Source organism: Agarivorans sp. OAG1 (genome assembly GCF_037076485.1).
GTDB classification, from domain to species: domain Bacteria; phylum Pseudomonadota; class Gammaproteobacteria; order Enterobacterales; family Celerinatantimonadaceae; genus Agarivorans; species Agarivorans albus.
This window is the reverse complement of the sequence record NZ_AP028990.1, coordinates 1090523-1117470: the sequence shown is the minus strand read 5'-3', so window position 1 is coordinate 1117470 and position 26948 is coordinate 1090523. Positions and strand designations below refer to the sequence as shown.

The 26948-nt window shown below is 44.5% G+C and carries 23 protein-coding genes; 13 read left to right on the top strand and 10 right to left on the bottom strand.

Annotated elements, in window-relative coordinates; translation table 11 throughout:
- Positions 1–219 precede the first annotated feature (219 nt).
- On the bottom strand, positions 220–1521 hold the full coding sequence (locus tag OAG1_RS05185; protein WP_338624571.1) for an anaerobic C4-dicarboxylate transporter: 1302 nt from the start codon (positions 1519–1521) through the stop codon (positions 220–222).
- Between the two features lie 313 nt (positions 1522–1834).
- Between OAG1_RS05185 and OAG1_RS05180 the strand changes: the two genes are divergently transcribed.
- Complete coding sequence (locus tag OAG1_RS05180) at positions 1835–2278, top strand: GNAT family N-acetyltransferase (RefSeq protein ID WP_338624569.1); 444 nt, start codon at positions 1835–1837, stop codon at positions 2276–2278.
- Here OAG1_RS05180 and OAG1_RS05175 read toward each other — a convergent pair.
- The 3 genes from OAG1_RS05175 to OAG1_RS05165 form a co-directional block, all read right to left on the bottom strand.
- Positions 2275–4938 carry a family 14 glycosylhydrolase gene (locus OAG1_RS05175; protein WP_338624567.1) on the bottom strand — a complete coding sequence of 888 codons (2664 nt, stop codon included), beginning with the start codon at positions 4936–4938 and terminating at the stop codon, positions 2275–2277. The genes OAG1_RS05180 and OAG1_RS05175 overlap by 4 nt on opposite strands.
- A gap of 196 nt (positions 4939–5134) precedes the next feature.
- Positions 5135–5605: an isoprenylcysteine carboxylmethyltransferase family protein gene (locus OAG1_RS05170; protein ID WP_338624564.1), complete on the bottom strand. Its 471-nt coding sequence runs from the start codon at positions 5603–5605 to the stop codon at positions 5135–5137.
- Positions 5606–5618: 13 nt separating this feature from the next.
- A complete protein-coding gene (locus tag OAG1_RS05165; protein WP_338624562.1) occupies positions 5619–6161 on the bottom strand; it encodes a hypothetical protein in 543 nt (180 codons plus the stop codon).
- 1055 nt (positions 6162–7216) lie between these two features.
- On the opposite strand from OAG1_RS05165, the gene OAG1_RS05160 reads away from it, so the two are divergent.
- Complete coding sequence (locus OAG1_RS05160; protein WP_338624560.1) at positions 7217–8146, top strand: pyridoxal-phosphate dependent enzyme; 930 nt, start codon at positions 7217–7219, stop codon at positions 8144–8146.
- Here OAG1_RS05160 and OAG1_RS05155 read toward each other — a convergent pair.
- Together OAG1_RS05155 and OAG1_RS05150 are read right to left on the bottom strand one after the other, a co-directional pair.
- Positions 8143–8898 carry a hypothetical protein gene (locus OAG1_RS05155; protein WP_338624558.1) on the bottom strand — a complete coding sequence of 252 codons (756 nt, stop codon included), beginning with the start codon at positions 8896–8898 and terminating at the stop codon, positions 8143–8145. The genes OAG1_RS05160 and OAG1_RS05155 overlap by 4 nt on opposite strands.
- A gap of 118 nt (positions 8899–9016) precedes the next feature.
- Positions 9017–9733, bottom strand: a complete 717-nt coding sequence (locus tag OAG1_RS05150; protein WP_338624556.1) for a transporter substrate-binding domain-containing protein — start codon at positions 9731–9733, stop codon at positions 9017–9019.
- A gap of 205 nt (positions 9734–9938) precedes the next feature.
- Here OAG1_RS05150 and OAG1_RS05145 point away from each other — a divergent pair, with 205 nt between their 5' ends.
- Positions 9939–10973 carry a DUF2157 domain-containing protein gene (locus tag OAG1_RS05145; protein WP_338624554.1) on the top strand — a complete coding sequence of 345 codons (1035 nt, stop codon included), beginning with the start codon at positions 9939–9941 and terminating at the stop codon, positions 10971–10973.
- 499 nt (positions 10974–11472) lie between these two features.
- Positions 11473–13104 carry a methyl-accepting chemotaxis protein gene (locus OAG1_RS05140; protein ID WP_338624552.1) on the top strand — a complete coding sequence of 544 codons (1632 nt, stop codon included), beginning with the start codon at positions 11473–11475 and terminating at the stop codon, positions 13102–13104.
- Between the two features lie 153 nt (positions 13105–13257).
- Here the strand turns inward: OAG1_RS05140 and OAG1_RS05135 are convergent, their stop codons facing one another.
- Complete coding sequence (locus OAG1_RS05135; RefSeq protein WP_338624549.1) at positions 13258–14205, bottom strand: LysR family transcriptional regulator; 948 nt, start codon at positions 14203–14205, stop codon at positions 13258–13260.
- Positions 14206–14559: 354 nt separating this feature from the next.
- Here OAG1_RS05135 and OAG1_RS05130 point away from each other — a divergent pair, with 354 nt between their 5' ends.
- Positions 14560–15684, top strand: coding sequence for an efflux RND transporter periplasmic adaptor subunit (locus OAG1_RS05130; RefSeq protein ID WP_338624546.1), 1125 nt, complete (start codon positions 14560–14562; stop codon positions 15682–15684).
- On the top strand, positions 15681–18782 hold the full coding sequence (locus OAG1_RS05125) for an efflux RND transporter permease subunit (RefSeq protein WP_338624544.1): 3102 nt from the start codon (positions 15681–15683) through the stop codon (positions 18780–18782). Before OAG1_RS05130 ends, OAG1_RS05125 begins: the two co-directional genes overlap by 4 nt.
- Before the next feature lie 32 nt (positions 18783–18814).
- Here the strand turns inward: OAG1_RS05125 and OAG1_RS05120 are convergent, their stop codons facing one another.
- Positions 18815–19132 carry a heavy metal-binding domain-containing protein gene (locus tag OAG1_RS05120; protein ID WP_221074530.1) on the bottom strand — a complete coding sequence of 106 codons (318 nt, stop codon included), beginning with the start codon at positions 19130–19132 and terminating at the stop codon, positions 18815–18817.
- Between the two features lie 449 nt (positions 19133–19581).
- Here OAG1_RS05120 and OAG1_RS05115 point away from each other — a divergent pair, with 449 nt between their 5' ends.
- Positions 19582–20736: a hypothetical protein gene (locus OAG1_RS05115; RefSeq protein ID WP_338624540.1), complete on the top strand. Its 1155-nt coding sequence runs from the start codon at positions 19582–19584 to the stop codon at positions 20734–20736.
- A gap of 243 nt (positions 20737–20979) precedes the next feature.
- Here the strand turns inward: OAG1_RS05115 and OAG1_RS05110 are convergent, their stop codons facing one another.
- Together OAG1_RS05110 and hutX are read right to left on the bottom strand one after the other, a co-directional pair.
- Complete coding sequence (locus OAG1_RS05110) at positions 20980–21492, bottom strand: pyridoxamine 5'-phosphate oxidase family protein (RefSeq protein WP_221074535.1); 513 nt, start codon at positions 21490–21492, stop codon at positions 20980–20982.
- A complete protein-coding gene (gene hutX / locus OAG1_RS05105; protein WP_220718739.1) occupies positions 21492–22007 on the bottom strand; it encodes a heme utilization cystosolic carrier protein HutX in 516 nt (171 codons plus the stop codon). Before hutX ends, OAG1_RS05110 begins: the two co-directional genes overlap by 1 nt.
- Positions 22008–22186: 179 nt before the next feature.
- Here hutX and OAG1_RS05100 point away from each other — a divergent pair, with 179 nt between their 5' ends.
- The 6 genes from OAG1_RS05100 to OAG1_RS05075 all read left to right on the top strand — a co-directional run bounded on the left by OAG1_RS05100 (position 22187) and on the right by OAG1_RS05075 (position 26942).
- Entirely contained in the window at positions 22187–23014 is an 828-nt protein-coding gene (locus OAG1_RS05100; RefSeq protein ID WP_338624534.1) for a TonB family protein, read from the top strand.
- Positions 23015–23018: 4 nt separating this feature from the next.
- Positions 23019–23756, top strand: coding sequence for a MotA/TolQ/ExbB proton channel family protein (locus tag OAG1_RS05095; RefSeq protein ID WP_338624531.1), 738 nt, complete (start codon positions 23019–23021; stop codon positions 23754–23756).
- On the top strand, positions 23753–24175 hold the full coding sequence (locus OAG1_RS05090; protein WP_016402994.1) for a biopolymer transporter ExbD: 423 nt from the start codon (positions 23753–23755) through the stop codon (positions 24173–24175). Before OAG1_RS05095 ends, OAG1_RS05090 begins: the two co-directional genes overlap by 4 nt.
- Complete coding sequence (locus OAG1_RS05085; RefSeq protein WP_338624527.1) at positions 24168–25022, top strand: ABC transporter substrate-binding protein; 855 nt, start codon at positions 24168–24170, stop codon at positions 25020–25022. Before OAG1_RS05090 ends, OAG1_RS05085 begins: the two co-directional genes overlap by 8 nt.
- A 62-nt stretch (positions 25023–25084) precedes the next feature.
- Positions 25085–26152 carry an iron ABC transporter permease gene (locus tag OAG1_RS05080; protein WP_338624525.1) on the top strand — a complete coding sequence of 356 codons (1068 nt, stop codon included), beginning with the start codon at positions 25085–25087 and terminating at the stop codon, positions 26150–26152.
- Between the two features lie 7 nt (positions 26153–26159).
- Positions 26160–26942: a heme ABC transporter ATP-binding protein gene (locus tag OAG1_RS05075; protein ID WP_338624522.1), complete on the top strand. Its 783-nt coding sequence runs from the start codon at positions 26160–26162 to the stop codon at positions 26940–26942.
- Positions 26943–26948: the final 6 nt, after the last annotated feature.

Below are 26948 nucleotides of genomic sequence, written 5' to 3'. Positions count from 1 at the left end.
TCGCTATTGCACCGCCGCCAAGTAAGATGACAAAGCCTTGGTAACAACGGATCTAAGAAGCGTTGCGGTTAGCCGGTTTACACACCCTCAGCAAGGCCTGTATTAAGCGCCATGCCGACCGTTTAGAGAGCATAAACCTTTATATTTTCAATAAGCAATTACCGAAACAAATCGCCATGGCGTTTTACTGGAATAAGCAAAACGCCGTAACTTAAGCGCTTATAAAATAATGCCGGCAAACACAAAGCCGAGTATCACCGAACTGGTAATAGTAGCGACACCAGGCACAAAGAAGGGATGGTTAAATACCCATTTCCCAATACGGGTAGAGCCCGTATCATCCATTTCTACAGCCGCTAATAAGGTTGGGTAAGTAGGCAATACAAACAGCGCACTTACTGCTGCAAACGAAGCAATAGCCGCTTCTGGGCTAACACCTAACATAAAGGCCGAAGGCATTAAGGCTGCCGTGGTTGCCGCTTGTGAATACAACAACATGCTGGCAAAAAATAAAATAAGCGCCAACATCCACGGATGATCTTCTAACAAACCACCCGACAAGGCTTTAATTTCATCTAAATGGCCTGATACAAAGGTATCGCCCAGCCACGCTACACCTAATACACAAATACAAGCACTCATGCCCGATTTAAAGGTTGCGGCATTAAGCACTTCGCCAGTATCAATTTTACAAAACAATGCAATGGCGGTGGCCGCAGTTAGCATAAACACCATGATTGCTTCATTACGTGGCAAACTTGGGTTTTCAATTAAGCCAACCGCATCACTAATTGCCGTTGCGTAAAACACTACCGCTACAATAGCCACTAAAAATATAAGAACTGAGCGCTTAGCACTGGCCGGTAAAGCTTCACCTTGTTTATCTCGCTGACTCACTAAACCGTGGTCTAAACGCTCTTGATAAATAGGGTCATCTTTAAGCTCTTTCCCCATAAACTGGGCAACAAAGGCACCCACCATACAAGCTAAAAACGTGGCAGGAATACAAATAAGTAGCAGGCTAATATAGCCAACGCCTTTGTCTTCTAACATGCCGCTCATCAGTACCACTGCCGCCGAAATCGGCGATGCTGTAATGGCGATTTGCGAGGCAACAACTGCAATGCTTAAAGGACGTGATGGGCGAATGCCCTGCTCTTTAGCCACTTCTGCGATCACTGGAAGGGTAGAAAATGCCGTATGCCCGGTGCCGGCAAACAAGGTCATAATGTAGGTAACAATCGGCGCAAGAAAGGTAACTTGCTTAGGGTTACTTCGTAGCACCCGCTCTGCAATATTCACCAAATATTGCAAACCACCAGCTACCTGCATTGCAGCAATGGCAGCAATCACCGACATAATAATTAGGATCACTTCAATGGGAATAGTGCCGGGGCTCATACCCAAGCCAAGAGTAAGCACCAATACCCCTAAACCACCCGCAAAACCAATTCCAATGCCACCTAAGCGCGCACCTAAAAATATGGCTGCTAATACCACCAGCAACTCTATCGTGATCATAATTCCTCCCAAGCTCTAATTGCGACGCACTTTACGTGAAAGCCAACGCCAACAATAGATGATTAAATCAAACTAACGGCAAAAATCAGACAAACAAACCCCAAAATGCAAAATTAACAGAACTTAAATCCATTCAAAATGTAAGGGAAATATCATTTGTTTTTAACCTATATGCAGCATTTGTTAGTAAGACTAGCACTAATTATGTCTATGTATTGATTAAATTTTTGACAAAACAATGATAGAAATTTGCCATGAAAATCCTAACAGCGAACAAAGCAAACAACTGTTAAAAGCCCAAGCCGATTCCTTAATGAAATTAACTGGAAACAGCGCGGTTGAATGTTTTAATGAAAGTGAGTTCTTAGCTGAAGATGCAGTATTTCTATTAGTTAAACGTAAGGGTGTAGCCCTCGCCTGCGGTGGTTTTAGGTATCTACAACCAGGTATTTGTGAAATGAAGCGAATTTACTCGCATCAGGCTGGATTGGGTAAAGTTATTTTGCAAGCTCTAGAGCAATACGCTGTAACTCTGGGTTATCAACAAATTAATTTAGCCACCCGTAACTCAAACACTCAAGCCATCCAGTTTTACGCTAAACACGGCTACCGAGCTATCTCGCCTTTTGGTGTTTATAGTCACCATCCTCATTACTTAAGTTTGGCAAAATCACTCGCCAATGCTGAGCAGACGCTAGGCATAAAAAAGCGCAGCTTAGTCGCTGCGCTTAATCAATATGAATCACCAATATATTAGCTAATGCGGTTAATCAGCTTTCTTAGCTCACGCATTGGCGTTGGCTCATCATCAAAGAAGTTTTGCATTCTTAACAAGGTTAAACCATCGTAGCCAGGTGCGCGCGTTAGCGCTCGTGCCATTTGCTTCCAACCCTGCTCGCCATATAACTCACCAGCAAGTGCATTTTCACCCATCAGTGATACTTGGCATTCGTCTGCTGCATCGGCCATCCAGTCCACTAAATCAGCTGCGCGAGAATAACCTTCATAGTCTTTGTTTATCATTTCTAAACAAGTGAAATGAATCGCGGCACGCGCTTGCTTGCCTTCTGGCAACAAGGCTTTAAGCAAACCTAAGTACTCTTGCTGGTTATTGCTGCTTAAAGTTGGGTGCACTGCAATTAAGCCAGCGGTAATCTCGGCTGCACGTGGCAGCTCGGGATCGCTTACAACCCAGTGAATCCCAGGAATTTTAATGCCAATAGGCACTTGGCCAAATGAATCATCGTCAAACACACTCAATGCATTTTCAAAAATGCGTCGACCATGAGCAACCAAGGCTTTGTGATACCAGGTTAAAAACTCCCGCGCCCACGCATTATGAATGTAGCGCTTGTGACTAAATAACCAATCTGCATCTGGAATTTCGGCTTGCTCGAAGCTTTCCCAAGTAAAACCAAAACTGCCATTAAGCGCTGCAATACTGTGGTACTTCTCTTTTAAATAACGTAACCAGTCTTGTTTTGCTAAGCGGCTGTAACACTGCAAGGTACCGCGGTTAGGGTAATTACCCCAGTCGTGGGCGTTGTAACTTGGATAACGCAGCTCTCCCGCAGGGCCAAGGCTTACGTTGATTTCATCCATCAAGCCAGCTTGGTTAATATAATGCTGCTTAAAGGCTTCCATAAAGCGCTGGTAGTAAGGCATCACAAACTCATCGGCCCATAACGATACATACTCCATAGAAGCATCGCCGGTTTCCGATACATATTGCAGATCTTGCACCGAGTTAAGCTGATCGTTACTTTCCAGCAAACGGCCCCACAACCAAAGGGGAATGGCTTGCATAAAGTCATCGTTCACATTGCCACCCGCCTGGTGGAACGACAAAATAGGTACCCATTGCAAACCTAAACGCTTAAGCAGGCTTACTACGCGGTCGTAGTAACTCCAATCAAACTTGCCAGGTTTGTCTCCTTCAACCAAGCCCCACCAAATATCGGTAGAAATGGCGGTAACACCAATACTACGAAGCTGGCGTAATTGCGCCTCAAACTGTTTCCAGTTTTCTTCATCCAGCAATTGCTTTTGGTTGGCAACTTTAAGATGCAAAGGCCCCATTACTCGGAACTGCTTTTTACCCAATTGCTTAGTTTCGGCAATTTGATACTTAAACTTATTAAGTTGCGACAAACGCCCTTTAACGATGGCCTGCTCATTTAACTGAGACATATCATTAAAGATCCAGCCTTCAAACCCGCTACCGTGTAATACCGAATGATAAAGCTGATCCCAGCCAGGATGGCTAGCCAACGCCTGTGGCTGAGAGTTTTGTACCAAGGCCGGTATTTTTAACTTACGCATTGCAGTAAGTAAGGCTTGATTAACGCGAGTTGCATGGCTTGATTCAGCGCCGCTGGCCACAATCAACAAACGACCGGCAGCTTGCACATGCCAATACTCTAGCTGAGCGATTTGATAATCAAGTAATTGGGGGCGGTCTAACCACGGCTGTGGATTAATCCCGGTTAAACAACCCAACCAAGGATGATCGCTTGCGGTAAGCTCTGGCATAGGAATGTTTAAACACAACTGGCTGTGTGACCATGCATCCGTAAACTGCTGCTCAGCGACTGCCAACACATTACCCACATAAGCTTGCCAATTACTGGCATACCATGCATTAAACTCTTTAAAACAGGTATTACTTGTTTTGTTCTTGTAACAACGGCTAAGGGTTTCGGCCAATTGTTCTTGCCAAGGTGTATCGCCATTTAACTCCCACAAACTCAACCAAGCTTGTTGCGAGCCATATTGCTGTTGCATGTCTTCGGCTAAAGCAGCCAAGGCCGTTGGGCTAAAGCTTTGATAAATAGGTTGACCATCACGCTCACCCCAAGGAATACATGCATCACCATTAGGCCCTAAGCCCAGCAGCAAAGCATCACAACGCGGCGCAAACTCAGCCATGTGCTGTGCAAAGCAGCCCATCCAGTGGCTAAACATTTCCACCAAACCAGCTTCAGCCCACAAACTTGGGCTTTGGGTATTGTCGCGACCATATTGGTTAACGTACTTAATCGCATCGGCAGTTTGAGTTTTGGGTAATGCCGCCAGCATAGAGCCCCAAAACCAATCAGGAAGACGTTGTTCTGTGCCTTGCTGATTATCGGAAGAAAAGAACAACTGGTATTGCAGCTTAAATCCATGCGACACCAAATGCGCAGACAAGCGCTTAAGGGACGCCCAGCACTCTGCCTGATCTAATTGCTCGGCACTAAACGGTGCTATGTAGCGCCAATGCACTGGCACTACCAAAGCATCTACACCATTTTGGCGTAAATTACGAAGTTGTGGAGATAAGCTCTGAAGCTGAGCTTGATTACATGAAGCGGCATACTCAGCCAATGGTAAAGAACCCTTTACCCAAGCTTTGCGTGCTGAAATTGGATTAGCCATGTTTAGCTTACTCTAAAAAAACTGTGCTAGTTATCCCTAGTCCGCGTCTTAACAGCAAGGCTGCAAAGCTTTTCAGCTGAACAAAAGGAGATCGAGATCACATTACATATTGGCTGTAGTGTAGCCTAAGTGCTTAATTTACCAAATTGATCTGGCTTAAAAGTCACTCCGTAAAGTTAAAAAACCTGCACTTTTGCTAAAGCCAACGTCGAACATTGCGGCAATATTGCAGGTATTGTTCATTAAATTGCTGCGTAAGTAGCTTTTCTTCAGGCTTTATTTGTAAACGATTGATAAGCAGCACAAACACTACGCAGCTTAATAAGCTTAAACCCGCCTGCAAATGCAAACACCAGGCCGTTAACAGTAGCAGCAAACTTAAATACATTGGATTACGGCTATAACGATATAGCCCTTCCACAACTAAATGCTTACTACGTTCCGGATGATGAGGATTGATAGTTGTGTGTTTTCGAGCAAAACCAATCAGGCTAGTTACTGCGATAAAGGCCGCCAAAAACACCAAAGGCCACTGCAGCTTTACCAAGCCCAATGGCAGTATTAGCCAACTCCACTGCATACTTAACTGCGCCAAACCGTAAGCTATAGCTACACATAACAATAGCCAAAGGGGGGGAGGAACCAGCAGTTCTAAGCGTTTAAGCACTAAGCCTCTCTAATTAGTTATCGGCGTTATCGGATTTTTCCACTTGCTGATAAATATAGTGCCCTCGGCCAGTAATTGCAGTATGAAATAGATTCTGGAAAGGAAACAAACGCTTTTTAAGGTAATAAGTAAAACTGGCAAACAGTGCACTTAAGGCTACATTTATGAGCCCTTCTAGCTGAAAAATGTAAGGCAAGCTTTGATAGATCGAATAGCCTGAAAACACCATCAGCAGTAAATAGCCATTGGCAGCATTTTTGTAAATCATAAAGATAATTAACAAGGGAACTAAGGCCGGCATCAATAAGGCCATTAACAACTGGGCACTCACTTGTTCTGCAGCCATTAGGCCAAACACCAATTTGCTCAGCACCATAAACTGCAATACTGCCAACAAAAACGCTTTCTGCTTGGAATATTGCTGCAAAGTACCGGGCTCTGGAATAGACGCCAAGGCTTTAGTTACTTTTCGCAGATTCCACTGCTGCTGCTCTGCATGTTCGTAGACTTGTTGTTTGTTTAGCCCTTGAGCTAGTAATTGATCAACTTGTTTCATTGCACCTCCGTAAAGGCTCACTTTACCTTAGTACGCAAATTAGCGACATCTTCGGGCGCACAAATAGCAATTAGCATAAGCAACAAAACAGATCAGATAATCAGCCAAAGATCCTTAGTATGAATTACCTACAGCTAAGCAAAATTTAGCGCTTTACTCTTGATTATCGCCAAACTTATTCACATAAGCGCAAGTTATTAACATTTAATCGTTCTACGCAACCAAATCATCTAGAAAATCGAAATGCCTTAGATTGAGAAAAAACACAATATGCTATTGAGTTACGACCGTTTTACAGTGCTTGTCTCTTAAACAAGCTGCTGTGATATCGATCAGCTTGCTTACGCTAACAGCATAAAAGTGACAATTATTGAACATTCCTGCGAAAAAACGCACTTAGACTAGTACAGCACTATCAGTAGCTTAGCTTACATATTTGCGATATAGGTCAATATAGGCTTAGTTTTTTAGCCATTACATTCTTAAAACAAGGCTCATGAAACGTTCTATTTTTGTATTTATTTTAACTAACAGAAAAATGTCAACGCCACGAAACAAAGAAGCAGTAAAAAAGAATTTTTTACTAATTTTAGGTGACATTATTGACGCTAAAAGCCGATCCGCTGCAAGCCACTAACTTCACCGGGTAGAGAATTTTATCCACAGCTTTGTGCACTGTTTCTGTGGGAAAAGCTGTTTGGATTATTCTGCTTATTTCAGTGAAATATATTGCGCTGACGGATATAGGCAGTTGTTACTCTCATTGACAAGTAAAAAATCAACTAAGGCTTCTATTTTTATTTGTTAACTAAGTCTTGTCATCCACATAAATCTAATCTCCCCCGCCAACGCTGGGCTGCGCGTAAGATCTAAAGAGGATCGCAAAAAATTATGATAGATCTTTTTGCTCATTATTTTTTGTCACCAAATTTTCACAATTGAATGAAATAATAAGCAGTCGCCCAAGTTGTTGGCTCACAATCATTAAATTGCTTTGCCACTGAATCAAGTCAACGTAAACTAATCACCACAGACTCATCACATTTGGTTGCCTGTTGTTTAAACCATCTCCGGTACAGTTGGTACATTTTCAGCGTAAGAAAATCTACGTAAAGCGAGATGATTTGCTGCACCCGCAGTTTTCTGGCAACAAAGCACGTAAGTTCTACCACTTCTTAAATCACCCGCAACCGGGCGTAAGCACGCTAGTAGGAAGTGGATCTGCGCAAGCTAACTCGCTGTATTCTTTAGCTGCGTTAGCGCAACTTAAGCAATGGAAATGCGAATTCTACGTTGATCATATCCCCAGCTGGCTAAAACAAAATCCTTGTGGCAACTATCAAGCAGCGCTAGAGCTAGGGGCACGGATCATTGAGGTAAGTAGTTTACATCGTCAGCAGCAAGCTAACTTAGACAGCTTTATGCAAACCATCGTTAAGCCAAGCTTATCGCCGCAACAATTATTTGTCCCTGAAGGTGGCCGCTGTGAATATGCACGCGAAGGGGTGGTCACACTAGCGGAAGAAATTGAACAATGGCAGCATCAAAACCAAATTGGCCGTTTAAACATAATGCTGCCAGCCGGCACCGGCACCACGGCATTATTTTTGAGTGAATACTTTAGCCAAATGAATCCCTGCATAAAAGTGTATAGCTGCGCCTGTGTAGGAGATGAAGACTACTTAAGCCTGCAATTTACCCAGCTCAATAGTAATACCGCCACTCACCCAATTATTCTACCGCGTACCCAGAAGTATCACTTTGGTAAGTTATATCGCGAACACTACCAAACTTGGCTAGCGCTTAAGCAGCAAACTAAGCTTGAGTTTGAGCTTCTCTACGACCCTATTGGCTGGCAATGTTTAATGCGCTTTCTTGAAGAACAAACGGATGAAACCCCGACCTTATATATTCACCAAGGTGGTTTATTGGGTAATCAAAGCATGCTGCCACGTTACAAACGTAAATACCCCGATTTAACTTAACGCCAATCTAGCCAATAACTATAAGGAAACTCTTCAGACAAACTCACTGTTTCTTGATAGTGAGGACTCGGGCTATTTAAGCATTCGGTGCCATGAAATTCGGGCTCGGCCCAACCGGTATTTTCGTCCAAATATTCGCGGCTATAACCCCAGCGGCCACAAGACAAAATGGTGTCGTAGCTTTGGTCTCGTTGGCACACCACGCAGGTTTCAAACTCCACCATTATATCTTGGCCCTCTTTTCCCAAAGCATCAGAGACAAACGGGGTGTCGTAAATGGCTAAGGTAGACGCTCTCGTAGGAGGTTCACTCCATGGCTTATCGAGCGTATCGGCTGGGGTTTGATGTACGCCAGCGCCGTGTTCTAAGGGAAAGGCATCGTAAAAAGGCTCTACAAAGCTTGCTGGCGCATCAATTTGTGCCCTGCGTTCATCACCTAATAAACGTCGATTGGTGGTGCGAATTTGTAACATGCGATATTGGTTACACTGGGCTTGGTTGGCTAACTCTAACTCGCCTAAGCGATTAGCAAATAGGTGAATTTCTAGCCCCACCCCAGTGGCATTATCTCGCGGAATATAAGACGCTTGCTGGCGACTGCTGTGATACCAAGCTTCAGAAAAGACCAATACGCCTAGCGTTTGCTGTTGGTAGGTAACAGGACACACTTTCCCCACCCATAACTCTTCAGCGACTAAAGCTGAACTTAAGCTGCAATAGCTCAGTGTTATCCATAAGCAAGCTCGCGTCATAAGCCATCCCCGCTATCACTATCATGCAAATGTCATTTAAGTGTAGTCGCTATGCCACAAGCTAAAAGTAAGGGGCGGGTTTTAAATCAATGCAAGCGCTAGAATATAAGGCTTAGTGCTAGCGTTCTTGAATCGCTTTAGGTAGGTAACTCTCTACAATATCTTGAATTTCGCCATTCTCGAGAAGCTGCTGTACGCTCAGTTCAATGTCTTGCAAAATTTGCTCAGCATTGGCTGTATTCGGGGCGATAGAAATAGTGATGTATGATTTCGTAGACGTTAAATAAGCGGGCTGAGCAAGCTCTATTTCCATCTCTTGTGCTAGATTCGAAATGATCCCAAGATTCCCCGCAAAGCCATCTATTCTCCCTGCTTCTAACAACTTAAGTGCCTGTGAGTATGTTTGCGCCGACAATATAGTCACTTGTCCCTGCTCTGCTGCATCATACAACTTTAACCCATAAACCTTGCTAGCTCCCCTTAACGAGGCCACCCTTTTACCCTCAAAGTTATCCCAGGTAAATGGCTTATCCGCGAGGCTGACCACTGCTGTTTGAAAACTGGCTACAGCAATTGGCTGGTGAATCGATTGGTCAAACTTTTTGTTAGGAAACAAGCAAGAAATAACCACTCCTTGTTCGTTATGCAGCAGCTCATTAACAATTCGTGGATAAGGAACCACATTCACTTCAGCATCATCTAACTTTAAGCGCTGAGCAACAAGCTTAAGTATATCGACATAATAGCCTTTCGGCTCAGCGCCTTCTTTAAAGCCAGCAGGTTTAGAATTCAAGGCATAAAAACGATAGAACTCGCCTGAATGCTTTGCGCTCAAACAGCTGCTACAGCTAAAAATAATTATGGCTATCAAAAACTTAAGTGCCATAGGCTAATTATGTCCGTCACATTTGGGATAAGTAAGTAAAGCGACAGCAAGGCTTATCTGTCAAGTTAGCCTAGGGTAGATATTTTTGACAAATGACTTAGTTTTCCTCAGAAAACAATGGCAAGCTGATGAAATCTCGTAATAGGACTCACTAATGACTCAAATTACCCCGCGTAAATTACAACAAGCCGTTGACGCTAATATCATCAGCCAGCAACAAGCAGAAAACTTGCTCAGCTTCTTAGAGTTGCCATCAAGCACTACGGCTCAATTCAACTTTAGTCATTTACTTTATTACTTTGGTGGATTAATCGCCATTGGCGCTATGACCCTGTTTATGAACTTAGCGTGGGAAGGTTTTGGAGGCTGGGGCATCGTTAGCATTAGCCTAGTATATGCGGTACTGGCACTACTTCTTTGCCAACGTTTTAAACGGCAAGGTCATATTATTCCTGCCGGCTTATCTGCCACTTTTGTTATTTGCCTTACACCTCTGGCGGTATATGGCTTGCAACAAGCGATGGGTTGGTGGCCTAGCTCTAGCCAATATCACGACTATCACCGCTATATTCAATGGCATTGGCTATATATGGAAATCGCCACCCTAATCGTTGGTTTAATTCTATGCTGGCGCTACCGTTATCCCTTTATGTTAATGCCGTTGGCCGTTACCCTTTGGTATATGAGCATGGACATCGCCGCCATGTTAGCTGGTGAACGACCCGATTTTCAGTTACGAAGTTTAGTTTCACTATATTTTGGTTTAGCCATGATTTTGCTGGCCTTTTGGGTTGATCTACGCAGTCGTCACAGCGCCGATTTCGCATTTTGGTTATATATCTTTGGCGTACTCACATTTTGGTGTGGCTTAAGCTTCCAACAATCCAATAGTGAGTGGGCAAAGTTTTTGTACTTTCTCACTAACCTAGCCATGATGCTGGCTGGGGTTATTCTGGCCCGCCGCGTATTTGTGGTTTTTGCTGCCATGGGCTGCTTTTACTATTTTTACCACCTTGCCGACCAAGTATTTAAAGACAGTTGGCTATTTCCAATTTCGCTAACGCTGATTGGATTAGCGATGGTCTACCTGGGGATTCTCTGGCAGAAACATCAAGACACAATTAGCCAGCGATTACGCGGGTATTTACCCTTGGCCATACAAGAACTGCTGGCCAATAAAATGCACTAAACGCTGTTAAGGCGGTGGTTTGTCTGAACGTCCTTCAAGCTCTCTAGGGTCTGTTGAACTTTGGTGTTGAAATTTTGTTCGAGATAAGCGGGCTTTAATCGCGGCGAGCACTTAGAAGCCTAGTGGGCTAAGCAAAAAGTGCTTAACAAAGAGTAAAGTCCGCTTATCCGAACCCTTCGGGCAGCATTTCTTAGCCATTTATTCAGCGTTAGCGAGTGATTATTAAGCCCACTTAAATTCACACTCACTGCCTTGCCTAAATGGCTAATAAATTGCTGCAAAAACCATCAGCAAAGATCAACAGACCCTAGTCATTATGTATGATCAACTAAGCCGGAAAACATCAAGAAATCTAAAGCTACACTCAAAAATGTAAAAAAAATTAACATCCATACAAAATTCACTTTGTTTGCCTACAATTAGAACTTATAACTTAGCCTATATGGCTTTGTTTTATATAAGTTAATTATCAATAAGTTGTTTGATACGGACGGTAACGATGAATGTTAAGAGTTTGAGATTTAAGTATTCGGTAATTTTTGCTGTGAATGCTTTGTTATTAATTTTGGTATCGCTGATTGGCTTCAATGTTGGTAAAAGTACCTATAGCAGTTTACTCACCGTAGAAGAAAACATCTTACCCGCCCTTGCGGCGGTACTAAATGCCGACCGAGACCTTTACCAAGCCAGAGTTGCCGAACTAGAAGCACTAGAGGCTCCAAGCTCAGCGCTAGCCGGCTTAATGGACGATTACCAGGAAAATGCCGAGCAAGCGCATCAGCGCATGCAAAAATTTAAAGAGCTGTTAAGCGACTACCCCGAAGCCACCCAAAGCTTGCAAAGCTTTGAGCAAAGATTTAATCAATGGAAAAAACCGAGTACCGAAGTATTTGCCTTGGTTAAAAGCGGTAAAAGAAAACAAGCCATTGAGTTAAGTGCGAACCAAAGTGTGCAAAGTTTTGAAAGCCTCCGAGAGCTTTACGATATCGCGACTGAAGCCGCCGAAAAACTGGCCGATGATATCGAGCAGGAATCTTCTGCCGACGTGACCAGTCAACTAAGTATGCTCGCAGTTGTGGCGAGCATTGCTGTAGTCCTGTCTATTTTGTTGGCTTACTTTGGACCTAAAATTCTAGTTGATTCAATTACTCGTATTACCGCCCGAATTAATGACATTTCTCAAGGAGATGGCGACTTAACTCAGCGCCTAGAAGTACAACGTAATGATGAAATAGGCGAGCTAGCCACCAGCTTTAACCAATTTGTAGATTTGCTAGAGGGCCTAATTGGCAACGTAAACAAATTCTCGGTGGAGCTTAACCAGTCTATCGCTGGCATTGCACAAAAATCTGAGCAAACAACCGAGGTAAGTAAAGAGCAAAACCAATCGGTAGAAATGATTGCTACAGCGGTGACGCAAATGGCAGCGGCCATTAGAGAAGTGGCCAATAATGCCAACCACGCTGCCGAAGAAATCAACACGGTGAATAGCCAAACCGAGCAAGGACAAAACGTTACCAAAGAATCGGTAGAACACATTAATTTACTCTCAAACACCGTTCAAGAAGCGGCCAATGTAGTTGAGAACTTATCGCAAGACTCCGACCGCATCGCCTCAGTATTAGATGTTATTCGCGGGATTGCCGAGCAAACCAACTTACTCGCTTTAAACGCCGCCATTGAAGCTGCGCGAGCTGGCGAACAAGGCCGCGGATTTGCCGTGGTAGCCGATGAAGTAAGAAGCCTTGCTAGCAAAACGCAACAATCTACCGAAGATATTCAAAAAATGATTGAAGCGCTACAAAGCGGTGTAACCCAAGCAGTAGATGCTATTAATAAAGGCTCCACAGTTGCCGAAGGCACCGTTGATTTAGCCGGACAAACCTTAGAAGCGCTTAATCAGATCTTAGAGTCTACTTCTAAGGTGAGCGAGGTTTCGGTCTCAACCGCCACCTCAACCGAAGAGCAAAGCCATGTAACCGAAGACATTGACCGCAACCTTACAGAGCTAGCCGATAAAACCCGCATTAACTTGGAAAACTCTAGTGACTCTTTAGCTGCAGCACAATTAGCAATAGAGAAAGCGGAACAATTAAACCAGCTACTTAGCCGCTTTAAAGTATCGGTTTAGTTAAATAAGTAACCGGCGTTATCTATCAAAGAGTAAGCAGCAATGCTTGCTCTTTTTTGTTGCTATCTAACCTAAACTTGGGATAAGTAAGTGACCATAACTCTGCAGGCCAGTACTTAATCTAGCTTCATGTTTCTGGTGAGATAGTTTGGCTTATTTATATAGCTGTTGGTAGTTGGGTAAGTGCTCAAGCCAAAATGGTGGAGTACCAATATATTGCTGTACAGCACCAATAAACTCTTTCACTAACACCGTTTGCTTGCGATGTGGATACACCGCATAAATGCCAGTATCCATGGTAGAAATTTGGTAGTTGGTAAGCAGTGGCACTAAGCCAAGCTGCTCTGCTGAACACTCAAGATTAAACAAGTCAATCATGCTGTAGCCTAAACCATCACACACCGCGCCCATTAAGGCTCTAACATCACTCACTTTATAATTGCCATGCATGCGATAGCTTTGGTTGGGTTCACCATGTGGGGTTTCGCCTAGCTTAATATGATCGAGCACCCGCTCGCCATTGCTATAGACAACGGCGGGTAACGCCAATAATTGTTCTGGTGTTTCGGGCATACCGTGCTGCTTAACAAAGCTTTTAGAAGCAACCAAAGCAAAGTGAGTATTCGCTAATTTTTTTGCAATCAAGTTAGACGCATTTAACTTACCAATGCGAAATGCTAAATCATAATGGTCGGCAATTATGTCTGAGCGGCGATCTTCCAATACCATGCTAATTTTTACCTGTGGGTATTGCTTCATAAACTGCGAGACCACGGGTTGTAAGTATTGCTGGCCAAAAAATATTGGCGCGACAATTCTTAAGGTGCCCTTAGGCTCCAGTTGGTAAGAGTCAGCAATAATCTGAATGTCGCCCAAGGTATCTAACAACTGCAAGGCTTTATCGAAAATCTCTTCACCAGCTGGAGTTAAGGAAAAGGAACGGGTAGAGCGATTAAGTAGCTGCACGCCAAGTTCAGTTTCTAACTTTTTAATCTGCTTAGAGAGCAAAGAATTATCCATATTGTGCAAGGCAGCAGCTTTAACAAATGAGCCTTGCTGTACAACATCAACAAACAAAGACAATTGCTTGGTATTCGACATTCCCTCTCCTTAACACAAAATTTTGACTAGACCGCACATCCACTTACAAGCACGCACTTACAAGCACTTACTCAAACAAACAGGCGCTTGCCAACATACCCTATCTAGCCTATTTACCCTAGAGCAACAACTCAGCTAGGCCGCACAATGGCGCAAACACACACCGCTGTACTTGCACAGAAACAATCTTTGAACAATTCCATCCAGATGCCTTTGTCAGTGTATGTCAATTCCAAAAATACAAAATCGCCAGCAAGTCGCGACAGTACTTACCGCGAGCAATTTTATACTTTGTGCATTGTAAATTATTAAGCGATTAAGCCCCGTTTCAACAATAGATGCCAAGGAGCTTTTGTGAAAAAACTGGCGATTAAACCCATCTTAATGGCGATAGGCTTATTAGCACTCTCGTTAGCCACCATTGTAATTTTAGAGCCGCAAGCAATAGAAGATGCTCCCGCGAAGGTTGATTATCTACCACTTAGCGCGGTAGTGGTAAGCCCCACTAATTATCAACCCAAACTGTTATTAAGCGGCATTACCAAAGCCCGTTGGTTTAACCAAATTAAAGCCCAAAGCAGTGGCCAAATTATTAACTTTGATGAGCAGTTTACCCCCGGCAGTTTAGTCTCTAAACAACAACTGTTGCTTAAAGTCGACCCCATTCATTTGCAAGCCGAGCTTAGCGCTGCCTTCAGCCAAATAAAGCTAGCCGAACTTAACTACCAGCGAGAAAAGCACGAACAAACCGTTGCGCTTAGTATGTTGTCTAATACCGCCAGTTCGGCCTTTGCTCGACGCGAACCTCAATTGGCGGCAGCCAAAGCAGAGCTGGCCCAAGCCAAAGGCAGCTACCAAAGTATTCAGCAACGCCTGCGCGATAGCCAAGTAGACGCGCCGTTTAACGCCATCATCATCAATAGCTACGTTAGCCCTAAGCAGCAACTAGATGTGGGTGATCCACTGTTTGATATAGCCTCAAGCGAAAGCATCGACATTACCTTACCAGTTTCAGAGCTGCACTGGTCGCGGATTCAAGCCAGCTTAGCCGAGCCACAAATTACCGTTATCGACCGCCAAAATAAAACTTGGCCCGCCAGCGTGCGTTATATTGCGCCACAAGTAGATGCCACCACTCGCCAACGGCAAGTGGTGTTAAGTGTGGCTAAGCCCTATCAAAGCAAACCTCGGCTATTGCCCGAGCAACAAGTAAACATTCAAGTCAGTTTAAGTGTGCAATCTGCGGTGGCCAAACTACCAATGAGCGCATTAACCAAAGATGGCGAAGTATGGACCATCGACAGCATGCAACAATTACAGCTTGAGCAAGTGACCATTCTGGATGAAAACGAAAGCACAGTATGGTTAAAGTTTGTCAATCAGCCGGAGCAAACTCGCAGCGTAGTCGTTTATCCCCTGCCCTCATTACTACCGGGATTACGCGTTAAGCCAAGCTTTGTGCAGGAGAGCCAAATATGAGACAGCTAAGCCATTGGTTTTTGCATAATAGCGTCGCGGCAAACCTCCTTATGCTGGCAATTATTGTGGCGGGTATGCTCTCGCTTAGCCATTTAAGGGTTGAATCCTTTCCTCAAATTGCGCCGTCGAGTTTGGTTATTAGCGTTGCCTATCCCGGTGGAACCGCCGAACAAATTGACCAAAGCGTTACCCAGCGTATCGAGCAAGCCATTGGTGATTTAACTGGCATAAAACAAATAGTGAGCGAATCTTCAGCCGGTTTTTCTCAAGTAAGAGTACGTAAAACCTCTGGTACCGATTTAAACCGTTTAATAGAAGATGTTCGCAATCGGGTCAATGCCATTGCTAACTTTCCGGTACAGGCAGAAAGCCCGCAAATAAGCCGTGATGAATACACCAACCTTGCAGCATTTGTAATTATCTCCGCCCCTCGGCCCGACCAACAATTGCAGCCGATTGCTCGCCAAGTAGAGTTAGCCCTGAAGAAACACCCCAAAATAGCCAAAGTTAGCAATTGGGGCGCGCGTATGCCCTTAATTGTTATTGAGCCCAAATTAGAACAGCTTAAAAACTACCGGCTGAGCTTAGAAGAACTGTCGGCACGCATTGAACAAATGTCGATAGAAACCCGCAGCGGTGAACTAAAAAGCGCCCGCGGCCGCATGGTGTTGCGCGGCGATGGCTACGCCGACAACCTGCAAGAGCTCAAGCAGCTAGGCATTTTATCTAGCCCAACCGGCAGCGTAACCCTGGGTGATTTAGCCCATGTTTATCGCGATTACGAAGCCAGCGGTTCAATTGTACGCAACAATGGCGAGTCAGCCATTGCTCTGCTCATCAGCACCAGCCAACAAGACAACTTACTCGAAGTAAGCCAAGCGGTTAAACAGGTACTTGCCCAACAAACAGAGCGTTTACCCAATGATGTAAGCCTATCCACCATGGCCGACATGGCGCCCTATATTGAAGACCAACTCAGCCGTTTAGCAGACAACGCCTGGCAAGGTTTGCTAATTGTGTTAATTCTGTTGGGCATATTCTTAGAGCTAAAAGTGGCAGTTTGGGTAGCCATGGGCATTCCAGTTGCTATCGCGGGTACCTTTGCCGCCATGGGTTTTATGAATTACAGCATTAACGACATCACCCTATTTGGCATTATCTTGGTATTAGGAATTTTAGTCGACGACGCCGTAGTGGTGGGCGAAAGTATTCACGAACAACGCAGTAAAAGTAAGCAAGCTCTAAAGGCTACATGGCGCGGCTTAGAGTCGGTCTCTGTTGCTACGGTATTTGGCGCACTTACCACCATTGCTGCGTTTTCGCCCATGTTATGGATAGATAACGAGCTAGCCAAATTACTCGCTAGTTTTTCAGCGGTAGTTATTTTTGCGCTGATCTTTTCCCTAATCGAAAGTAAATTGATTTTGCCGGCCCATTTAGCGGCAATTCGCTACCCCTCAACAGCCAATAAGCAATCGGCATCGTGGTTTCGCCGAGTACAACAGCTGGCTCAAGCTGGGCTCAATCGCTTTAGCCAAAAAATCTATAGCCCCATATTGAGCAAAGCCATCGATAACAAAACCGCTACCCTTATTGGCTTTTTTGCCTTAGTGCTTTTAGCTTACGGCTTTTGGTCTACAGGGCTTATTCGTAGTGCTATTTTCCCAGAAATTCCCGGCCGCTATATTAGTGCCAACGTAAGTTTGGAAGACGGCGCACCACTGCCCCTGCAACAAAAAACCTTGTTTAAGTTAGAACAAAGCGCACTGCAACTAAACCAGCAAGTTCAAGAGCAATATCAGTTACAGCAACAGCCCATTAGCAACCTCCTCATTTGGTCAGACGGTTACGGTTCGATAGAAGCCACCTTAGAGATTAGTAATGAAGCGCTTAGCAATTTGCCAAACAACTTATTACTTAATCAGTGGCGCGAACTGAACGGCAGCATAGAAGGGGCTTACTCCAGTGAGTTTACCGCCGACGACGAACCAGCGGGCGGCACCAGCCTAGCCATTAGCGCAGAAGATCGCCAACTTGCAGTATTAGCCGCTACCGCACTAAGCGAACAAGTTAGTCGCCTAGCTGGCGCGCAAGATGTGCGCCACGATGCACGTGGCGGTAGCCAGCAATTGCGCATAGAGCTAAACGACTTTGGCCGCCAGCTAGGCTTAACTCAACGACAACTAGCACTATTTGCCGGCGGCGCCTTTGGCGAGCGCGAAATCCACCGTTTATTGCAACAAGGCCAAGAAACCAAAGTTATCGTGCGTTATAACCACAGCCAAAAAACCACTACCCAACAGCTTCTCGCCACGCCGATATTTTTAGAAAATGGCGAATCATTAATGCTGGGCGACGTGGCTAAGCTGCGTTTTGAGCAACACGCAGAAGTGCTCTATCGACGCAATCAAGAACAAGTGGTTAATCTATACTGGCGCCAAGACCGCGGCGTTCAATCACCCGAAGAGGTACTAGCCAAACTACAACCCATTTTTAAAGACATTGAACAACGCTACCCAGGGGTAAGCATAAACCCCGATGGCGAGTTTGAAGAACTAGGCGAGGTACAAGCAGGTTTTAAATCGGCCATGATCATGACCCTGCTGTTAATCTACATTTTGTTGGCGGTGCCTTTAAAGTCTTATTGGCAGCCGCTCATCATTATGGCAGTTATCCCTTTTGGTTTTGCTGGCGCCATATTTGGCCACGGCATTATGGACTTGCCCTTAAGCATTTTGTCGATGTTTGGCATGATGGCCATGACCGGAATCGTGATTAACGATTCACTGGTGCTAATTACCCGCTTCAACCAATATTACCGCGCTGGCATGCCTTTAAAACAAGCATTAATTAAAGCCGGCACTAGTCGCTTAAGGGCAATATTTTTAACCACCATAACTACCGTGTGTGGCCTGCTCCCCTTATTGTTAGAAAGCGCCGAACAAGCGCAATACCTAAAACCAGCCGCCGTATCATTGGTATTTGGCGAGCTATTTGCCACAGGCGTAACCTTGGTGATTATCCCTACTTTATTAGGAGTATTTACTCGCCGCGATGTAGTAAAACTCCCGGCAAAAGTGGCAGTGTTTAACTCGTAATTAAAAACCAATAAAGGCCGAGCCCTCGGCCTTTATTGGCTTAACTTAACGGCAGTGCCAAACACCATTATTTCTGAAGAGCCATCCATAATTGCACTGGTAGTAAAACGGATCCCCACCACCGCGTCAGCACCTTTGTTTTTGGCACTCTCCACCATGCGTTGAATCGCCACATCACGCGCTTCGCTTAACATCTCGGTATAACCGCGAATTTCGCCGCCAACTATGCTCTTAAAACCCGCCATAATATCGCGCCCAATATGTTTAGACTGCACCACGCTGCCAGTCACCACGCCTAATACTTCGCTAGTAGGTTTGCCGGCTATTGATTCTGTAGTAGTAAAGATCATCTTGATTCCTTAGGTGGAGTGACTTGGTTTGTACTTTGGCATGATAGCTTAAAAATCGGAGTCTCCTTTACCTCTAGCCAAACTTACCATTTGCTTAGTTCGCAAAGCCTTACTGTTAAAACGAACTTAAGGTTAATATTCATTACCAATAATATTGGATAGATAAAAACACAGTTGAATCATATAGATCAATCATTTGTGATGGTTAGCAATACGCATGTACTTTTCTATTCATTAAGCTACTGTTTGTCTGTATATTAGTTGACAAACCACTCTATTAGCTGGATAGCGCTTTGGTCTCAGATATTTACACCTCTATAAAAGCTTACCTTTATGACAGGACTGCAAGTCCATTGCTTGGCGCGTTGGCTGTATCCTTAACTCTGTGGAACTTCAGAATACTAATGCTGTTCTTCTCCGATACTAGCTATAAAGATAAGGTACGGGAGATGGATTCTTTTTACTCTCAACCATTCTTATCAGTTGATTGGTTATCGTGGCTTACAAACTACTGGGTATGCCTATACGCTCTACCGATATTGACTACGGTTTTCTATATTTATGTGTTTCCTTGGTTTTCCCATAGAGTATTTGAATATAGCTATAACAAACAAATAGACCTGAACAACAAAAAGAAAACACTACAAAAATCTGAACTGATTGATGCTGAAGATAAAGAAAAAATCATGCTGTTGACTGAGCAATTGAAGTTGGAAAACCGAGAGCTAATCGTAAAGCACCGTATAGAAATTGAAGAACTCCAAGGACAGATTGATAAGGCATTGAAAGACAAGCTAAGTGAAAGAGAAGATGCAGCTGACTCTCAGCAAGATCTCCTCAACACAATCATGAGCTTAGAGAAAAAAGTAGAAGAGCTTGAAAATGGTCACAACGTACTACAGCCAATTACAAGTCAAGTGTATGATCCAAAGATTGAAAGTGAAAGTGCAGAATCTATTCAAGGTGAAGAAGCTTTATATAAGCCTGAAAGTAAAAATACAGAAGCTGCAATACAGAGGCCTGATTACATTAACTTCTATGAGAGTCTTAATTTGGTAGAGAAATCCGTTGCTGAAAATATAGTGAATGTAATGCTAGACAATGAGCCAGACATAGACGGATTACAATCTCAACTACTAAGCCTATCCCCAGATAATGAAATTGTTAATGATATTCAAGCACTAAAGAAAGTTCTTGGCAAAATGAAGGTTTATGACATTGTCGATACAGACGTTAACCCAATGGGCACCAACTATAGCTTGGCTAAAAATGGAAAACTATTATACCGATACATTTTAGAAAACTCTGCAAATAAGACTATGGCTGTAGACAGTATTGAAGATGAAGAACAAGGTAATAATGTTAACTTCTATTTCGAAGCTGATGAACCTACTCAGAAGCACTACAAAAGAATTTTAGAAGGATTGTATTTGGAAGACAGACGTAAGAGCGAATTTGGAATAAATAGCAGTCTGTTTGATTCTGTAATGGTTCAACTAATACTCCATAACTTAGTTCAAAAACCTGACGAAATTGGTAAGTACCAAATCACAGAAGAAGGTAGGGAGTTTTACACAAATCTAAATAAAATGAGAACTGGATAAACAAACTCTCTCAATGCAGGGCTCTATAATATCACCACTGAAATGCGGGTTTGGACGAGTAGGCCGGCTTAGAGAAACCAAGTTTCATTAACTTGACGGTTCAAAACGGCATAAAAAAAGCTGCACCAATACTAGTGCAGCTACAGTCTAATAAGACCCAAGGTTTCAGCTTTCGCTGAGTGTGGAGAGAGTACTTACGTACAAGGGCAGCTAAGCCCCAACGGGTGTAAAACCCACGGGCAATTAAGCCCGCTTTTTATGCCCTTCCTTCAAGTGCACAAAATCGACATCGTCTAAGCCTTTAATATCAAAGGCTTGACCAAATCCTTTTACATAACGTCCTTTAATTGGTTCTAAAGCAAACAGGCTAAAGTCGGCTAGTTGGCGTAAGTTGCCAACAATTTCGCCGTGGCGCTGTTCGAGTAAATCAATCACTTGCTCGCGCGGTTCGTCGTCTACTTGCTTGGCAATAACGTCGTAACTCAAGCGTTTACGGGCATAAATTTGCTTAGTATCGGCTTCGTCGTCAATTAGCATTACGGCGGCTTTGTTGTGAGCGCGCAAGTAATCGGCATGCTTGGAAATATCGCTAATTAGAATGTAAAACGCCCCTTGGTAACAAATAAATGGCGAGTAAGAGCTATGTGGGAATTCATCTTCCCCCAGCGAGGCAATCAAAATACTCTGCTTGCTAGCTACAAACTCTGCTATTTCGGGGCCTAGGCGCGATGCCAAGCGTGCTTTTTTATCAATCATTACTGTTGGTTCTCTAGTTCCGTTAGTGCCATGTTTTGCTTTAGCAACTCAAAGCGTTCTACTTGTTCTGGCAACAATACGCGTTTGCGATCTCGCCCCAAATAAATCTTAAATATAGTGCTGCCATTATCATCAAAGAACTGAAAACAGTAACTTTGGGTGCCGCGCAAGGGCTTACTTATTAAGGCAATGCTAGCAATGTTGTCTAGCTTTAAATGGCCATGTAAATGGCTTTGCTTATCCATTAAATTGTAATAACCGTGGCCTGGTTTACCACAAGGAAAGTTATCTTTTATTTCAAATACTGAGCCAGCCACTTGAATGATGGTGGTCATAGGTCCCCAGCTTGGGAGATCGTACATTAGCCATTGCAGCTGCTCGTTAGGTAACCAACAGGCCCATTCTTCCGGCAGAGCTTGGACAATTTCTGCTTCGCTGCATTGCGCTTTTTCTGCCAATTGAGCCACACTTAATTCGCTATGCTGCTCTACTACTTCGGCTGGCGTTAAGGCCATTTAACTCTCCTATCTTGCTTGCTATTAGCGGCTTGTTTGGACAATAGGCCAAACTGCTTAACTGTCTGCCACCTTAACCTAGCAACAAATCAAATGCAAATCATTATCATTTGTATTTACTTATTTTTTGTTTGCCAGTATCCTAGGCCCAATGTCGAGTTATGGTGTAAGGGTAAAAAATGGGGAAGCTTAGTTTGGCCGTGCTAATTTCAGCGGCTATACATGGCTACTTTATGTATTTGCAGCCCAACATCAAAGAAGTAACACAAAGCAGTGGCGGCCAAACGGCAGCGCCAAGTTTAAGTGTTGTGGCAATAAATACCTCGGTGGTGGCAACAGAACAAACTGAAATACCTTTAGAAAAGGCCCTGCCCGCTGAGACTCCGCCACCAGTTAAGCCCTTATCAAAACCAGAGCCGGCAAGCCCAAAGGCGCTAACAAACAAGCCTACACCTCGCCCAGTTGAGCAAAAAACAGCGGAAGTAAAACCTGTAGTAAAGGACACACCGAGTGAAAAACAGCCCCCTAAACCTAGAGAGCAAAATCAACTTGCCCAGCATAAACCGCCGCAGCCGGAGCAAGTTAAAAAGACGCCTACAGAACCCCTTAAACCCGCAGCAAAGCCTGATCCTAAGCGCGAGCCTGTTGAAGAGTTAGACACCGCTCAAGCAAGTGCTAGCCAAGTAAATAGTCAGGCGCAAACCGACCAAGGTTTGTCTAAATTGCCGCGCATTAATACCCAGCCTCGCTTTGCTCAACCGCCCACTGCACCAGTGTATCCACGGGTGGCTAAAAAACGCGGTTTAGAAGGCACAGTAATGGTAGAAGTTTGGTTAGACCCTACAGGTCGACAAACCAAACGTGAAATAAACAGTAGTTCGGGCGTAAAAAGCTTGGACAAAGCGGCATTAAAGGCGGTGAAGCGCTGGCAGTTTAAGGGCCTGATTGTAGATGGCCAAGCTCAAGCTTCGCGCGCGCTTATCCCTATTCGTTTCAATTTGAGTTAAGTTTATGCAAATAATATCTTCTGAACAGCTTGGTGCGCTAAGCAACATTTTAACGTCGGAGCAATTGGGCGACTTACGTTGGCCAATTGTACTTTGCTCGGTATTGGCCTGCGCCATCATCATTGAGCGCATCGCCAGTTTAGCCTTTACTCACATTGCTATTCACCAACGTAACTGGCTTAAACTTGCCACCCATTTACTTACCAGTAAAAAAGCCCCCTGTAAAAATCAAAAGCAGTGCTTTTCGCAATCTCGCAGTTTGGCGCGCAAAGCCATTTGCTTGTTATTAGTACATAAAGATCAAGCTAAGAACCTACGTGAAGAAATCGCCGCAGTATGGCTACGCCAACAGCAGCAAAAACTGGCTAGAGGTTTAAAAGCCTTACACATACTGGCCTTAATTAGCCCTTTGTTGGGCTTGCTAGGCACGGTACTCGGCTTAATAGAAATGTTTGATGCGCTGGCAGTAAGCGAGCAAGCTGTTAACCCTGCAATGTTATCGCAAGGTTTAGGCACAGCCATGTATACCACTGCCGCAGGCCTATTAGTTACAGTGCCAGCACTGGCTTTTGCTCATGGTTTAAGCCTTTGGAAAGACAGGATTATTCATGAATTAGAAACCACCATTAACCAGGCAAATCTAATGATTGAAGGAGTAAATACTCTTGCCGATGACGCTCGCACCTTAGCGGTATTTCAGCCTGAAGCGAAGACTAAAGAGTTAGAGCACGCGCCAGCATGATCCGCATCGAACAACAGCACAATAGCTTTAGCATGGTGCCCGACTTAACCGCCCTACTCGATATTATTTTTATTGTATTGGTGTTTTTGCTGCTCACTGCCAATAGCCGGGTTTACCAAATGGATATGGATTTACCCAGCACCAGCCAAGAGCAAAGCAGCGTAGCCAGTGAACCTGCCGAGCTGCAGCTTAGTTTGTTTCAAGATAATCCCATTTGGGGTTTGGATGAGCAGCGTTATCAAACGTTTGCCGACTTTGAACAAGCAATAAAACAACAAACTAGTCAGCAAAGCGATCCTAGCGTGAGCTTAGCTAGCGAGCGCCAAGTGCCCGTTGAACACCTATTAAAAATGTTAGAGCTGCTACAGCAGCTAGATATTAAAACCACCCAAATACTCATGGATAAGAACAATGATTAAGCGCCATCTCTCCCCGCTGTTTTCTGCCTGTTTAGGGCTAAGCCTTATTGCCAGCACAGCGCTGCAAGCTGAACCGCTAAAACGCGTAGTAAGCGCTGGCGCTAACATCACTGAAATCATAATTGCCTTAGATGCTGAGCAACAGATTGTTGCGGTAGATTCTACCAGCCAGTTACCCAGCAACCTTTCGCTGCCAGTAGTGGGCTACCATCGCCAGCTTAGCGCCGAAGGTTTGTTAGCTCTTGCGCCCGATGCAGTAATTGGCAGTGATGAAATGGGCCCCGACAGCAGCCTTAATCAGCTGCAGCAAGCTGGCGTGCAGATCCACCGATTAAATAGCCAATCTACGGTTGCCAGCCTTGAACAGCGCATTGATGCCTTAGCTACACTGCTAGGTCATCCAGCCAAAGCCACGGAGTTGCATCAAAAGCTAAAACAACAGCTAACGCAGCTAGACGAATATTCACAATCGGCCAAGCCAATGAATACCCTGCTTTTTATGAGCCACGATGCGAAAAAGCTACTCACTGCGGGCAGCGATACAACTGCCAATAGCATTATGGAGCTAGCGGGCGCGGTAAACTTGGCCAAACCACATTTAAACAGCTACAAGCCGCTATCAGATGAAGCGATACTTTCTATGCAGCCAGAGCTCTTGCTGTTTAGCCAACGCAGCTTAGATAAATTAGGTGGTGTACAAGGTGTGTTAAGCAGTTTTCCGGTATTAGCTGCGACCCCTGCTGGAAAAACCAAGGCAATTTATGCGATTGATGGACATGCACTTATTGGTGGCTTAGGCTTGGCAAGCATAGATGAAGCGGTGCGCCTAAGCCAACGCTTGCAGTAAATCGTTAACCCCTTGCTGGCGAAGGCTCAAACCTTCGCCATTGTAATTACTAGGTTGTATTAATGTCTCTATTTTCTCAGCATTCGGCTAACCCCAATGCCTTGTTTTCAGGATGGCTACTGCCCGTGGCTTTGCTGGTATTGTTAGCCACCGCGCTATTGTCGGTCACCCAAGGGCCAATGAGTATTCCGGTTAGTGATGCCTTAAGTGCCTTACTGCCCTTTAACTTTGAAGGCGACGCACCGGCGCATTATCAATTAGTGGTAACGGGCATTCGTTTACCCCGCACCCTATTATGCATTGCAGTTGGCGCAATATTGGCAATGTGTGGCGCGGTAATGCAAGGGCTATTTCGTAACCCCTTAGCCGACCCCGGCATTATTGGTGTGTCTAGCGGTAGTGCAGCTGGTGCAGCCATTGCGATTGTATTGCTGGGCTTGGTGAACTGGCAACTGCCCGATTTTATTAGCGCTTTAGCGGTGCCACTGTTCGCCTTTATTGGCGGCTTTGTAACAACGGTATTGGTATATCGTTTAGGTACCACACCTAACGGTACTTCGGTAGTAATGATGCTATTAGCCGGTATTGCTGTTGGCGCATTATCTGGCGCGGGCATTGGCTTATTAAGCTATTTAGCCAATGACCAAATGCTACGTGATTTAAGCTTGTGGCAAATGGGTTCCTTAGCTGGTGCTACCTGGAGCAACATTGTATTAGCCTTTGTCACTTTAGCTATTTTGCTAGTGGTCTTTATGCGCAAAGCCCAAGCCTTAAATGCTTTGCTGTTAGGCGAAGCCGAAGCGGGCCACTTGGGTATTCAAGTTCAAAAACTTAAAAGCCAATTAATTTTCTTTACTGCTTTAGGTGTTGGTATCGCTGTATCGGTATCAGGTTTAATTGGTTTTGTGGGCTTGGTAGTTCCGCACTTAATTCGCATGCTGCTAGGGCCTAATCATCAACGCTTAATTCCTTATAGCGCATTATTGGGCGCAGCCTTATTGTTACTGGCTGATTTGCTTTCTCGCTTAGTGATAAGCCCTGCCGAGCTGCCTGTTGGCATTGTTACAGCCTTGGTTGGCGCACCGTTTTTCATCTTCTTGCTGTTACAACAGCGCCAGCGAATTGCTTAGGGTTTTTATGTCGTCTTTATCAAACAGTATTCAACTGCAAGGCTTAGATTTTTCGCTAGGCAATAAGCAGCTTTTTAGGCAACTTTCTTTAAGCTTTGCCGCTGGCCAACACACTGCATTATTGGGTGCGAACGGTGCAGGTAAGAGCTCGCTACTAAAACTAATTTGTGGAGATCGCCAACAACAAGCCGGCGACATCCAAATTTTAGCTAAGCCGCGCAGCGAATGGGATAAGCCCCAATTAAGTCGCCATTTAGCCGTATTGCCACAAAGCTCAGAACTAAGTTTTGCCTTTAGCGTGAGCGAAGTGGTCGGTTTGGGCTTAATTAACAGCCGCTTAAGTTATCAAGATCAGCAAAAGATTATTAAGCAACAGCTTGAGTTGATGGATATTTGGCACTACAAAGATACCCCCTACCCGCAGCTTTCTGGCGGTGAAAAGCAACGCGTGCATTACGCACGAGTGACTGCTCAGCTAGCCACCACGCCCATCGAGCAGCAAATTTTATTGTTAGATGAACCCACCAGCGCCTTGGACTTAAGCCACCAGCAAGTGCTAATGGAACACGCAGAAAAGCTCAGCCAGCAAGGCGCTACAGTCATTAGCGTGGTGCACGACTTAAACCTTGCCTCTCGTTACTGCCAGCGCATTTTGTTGTTAAAAGACGGTGAAATTTGCAGTGACGGAACGCCAGAAAAAGTACTTAATCAAGCCAACATTAAGCATGTATTTGATTACCAAGCCGAGATAATGCGCCATCCAGAGCAAGACTTTCCGGTGGTTATTTAGCAGCCC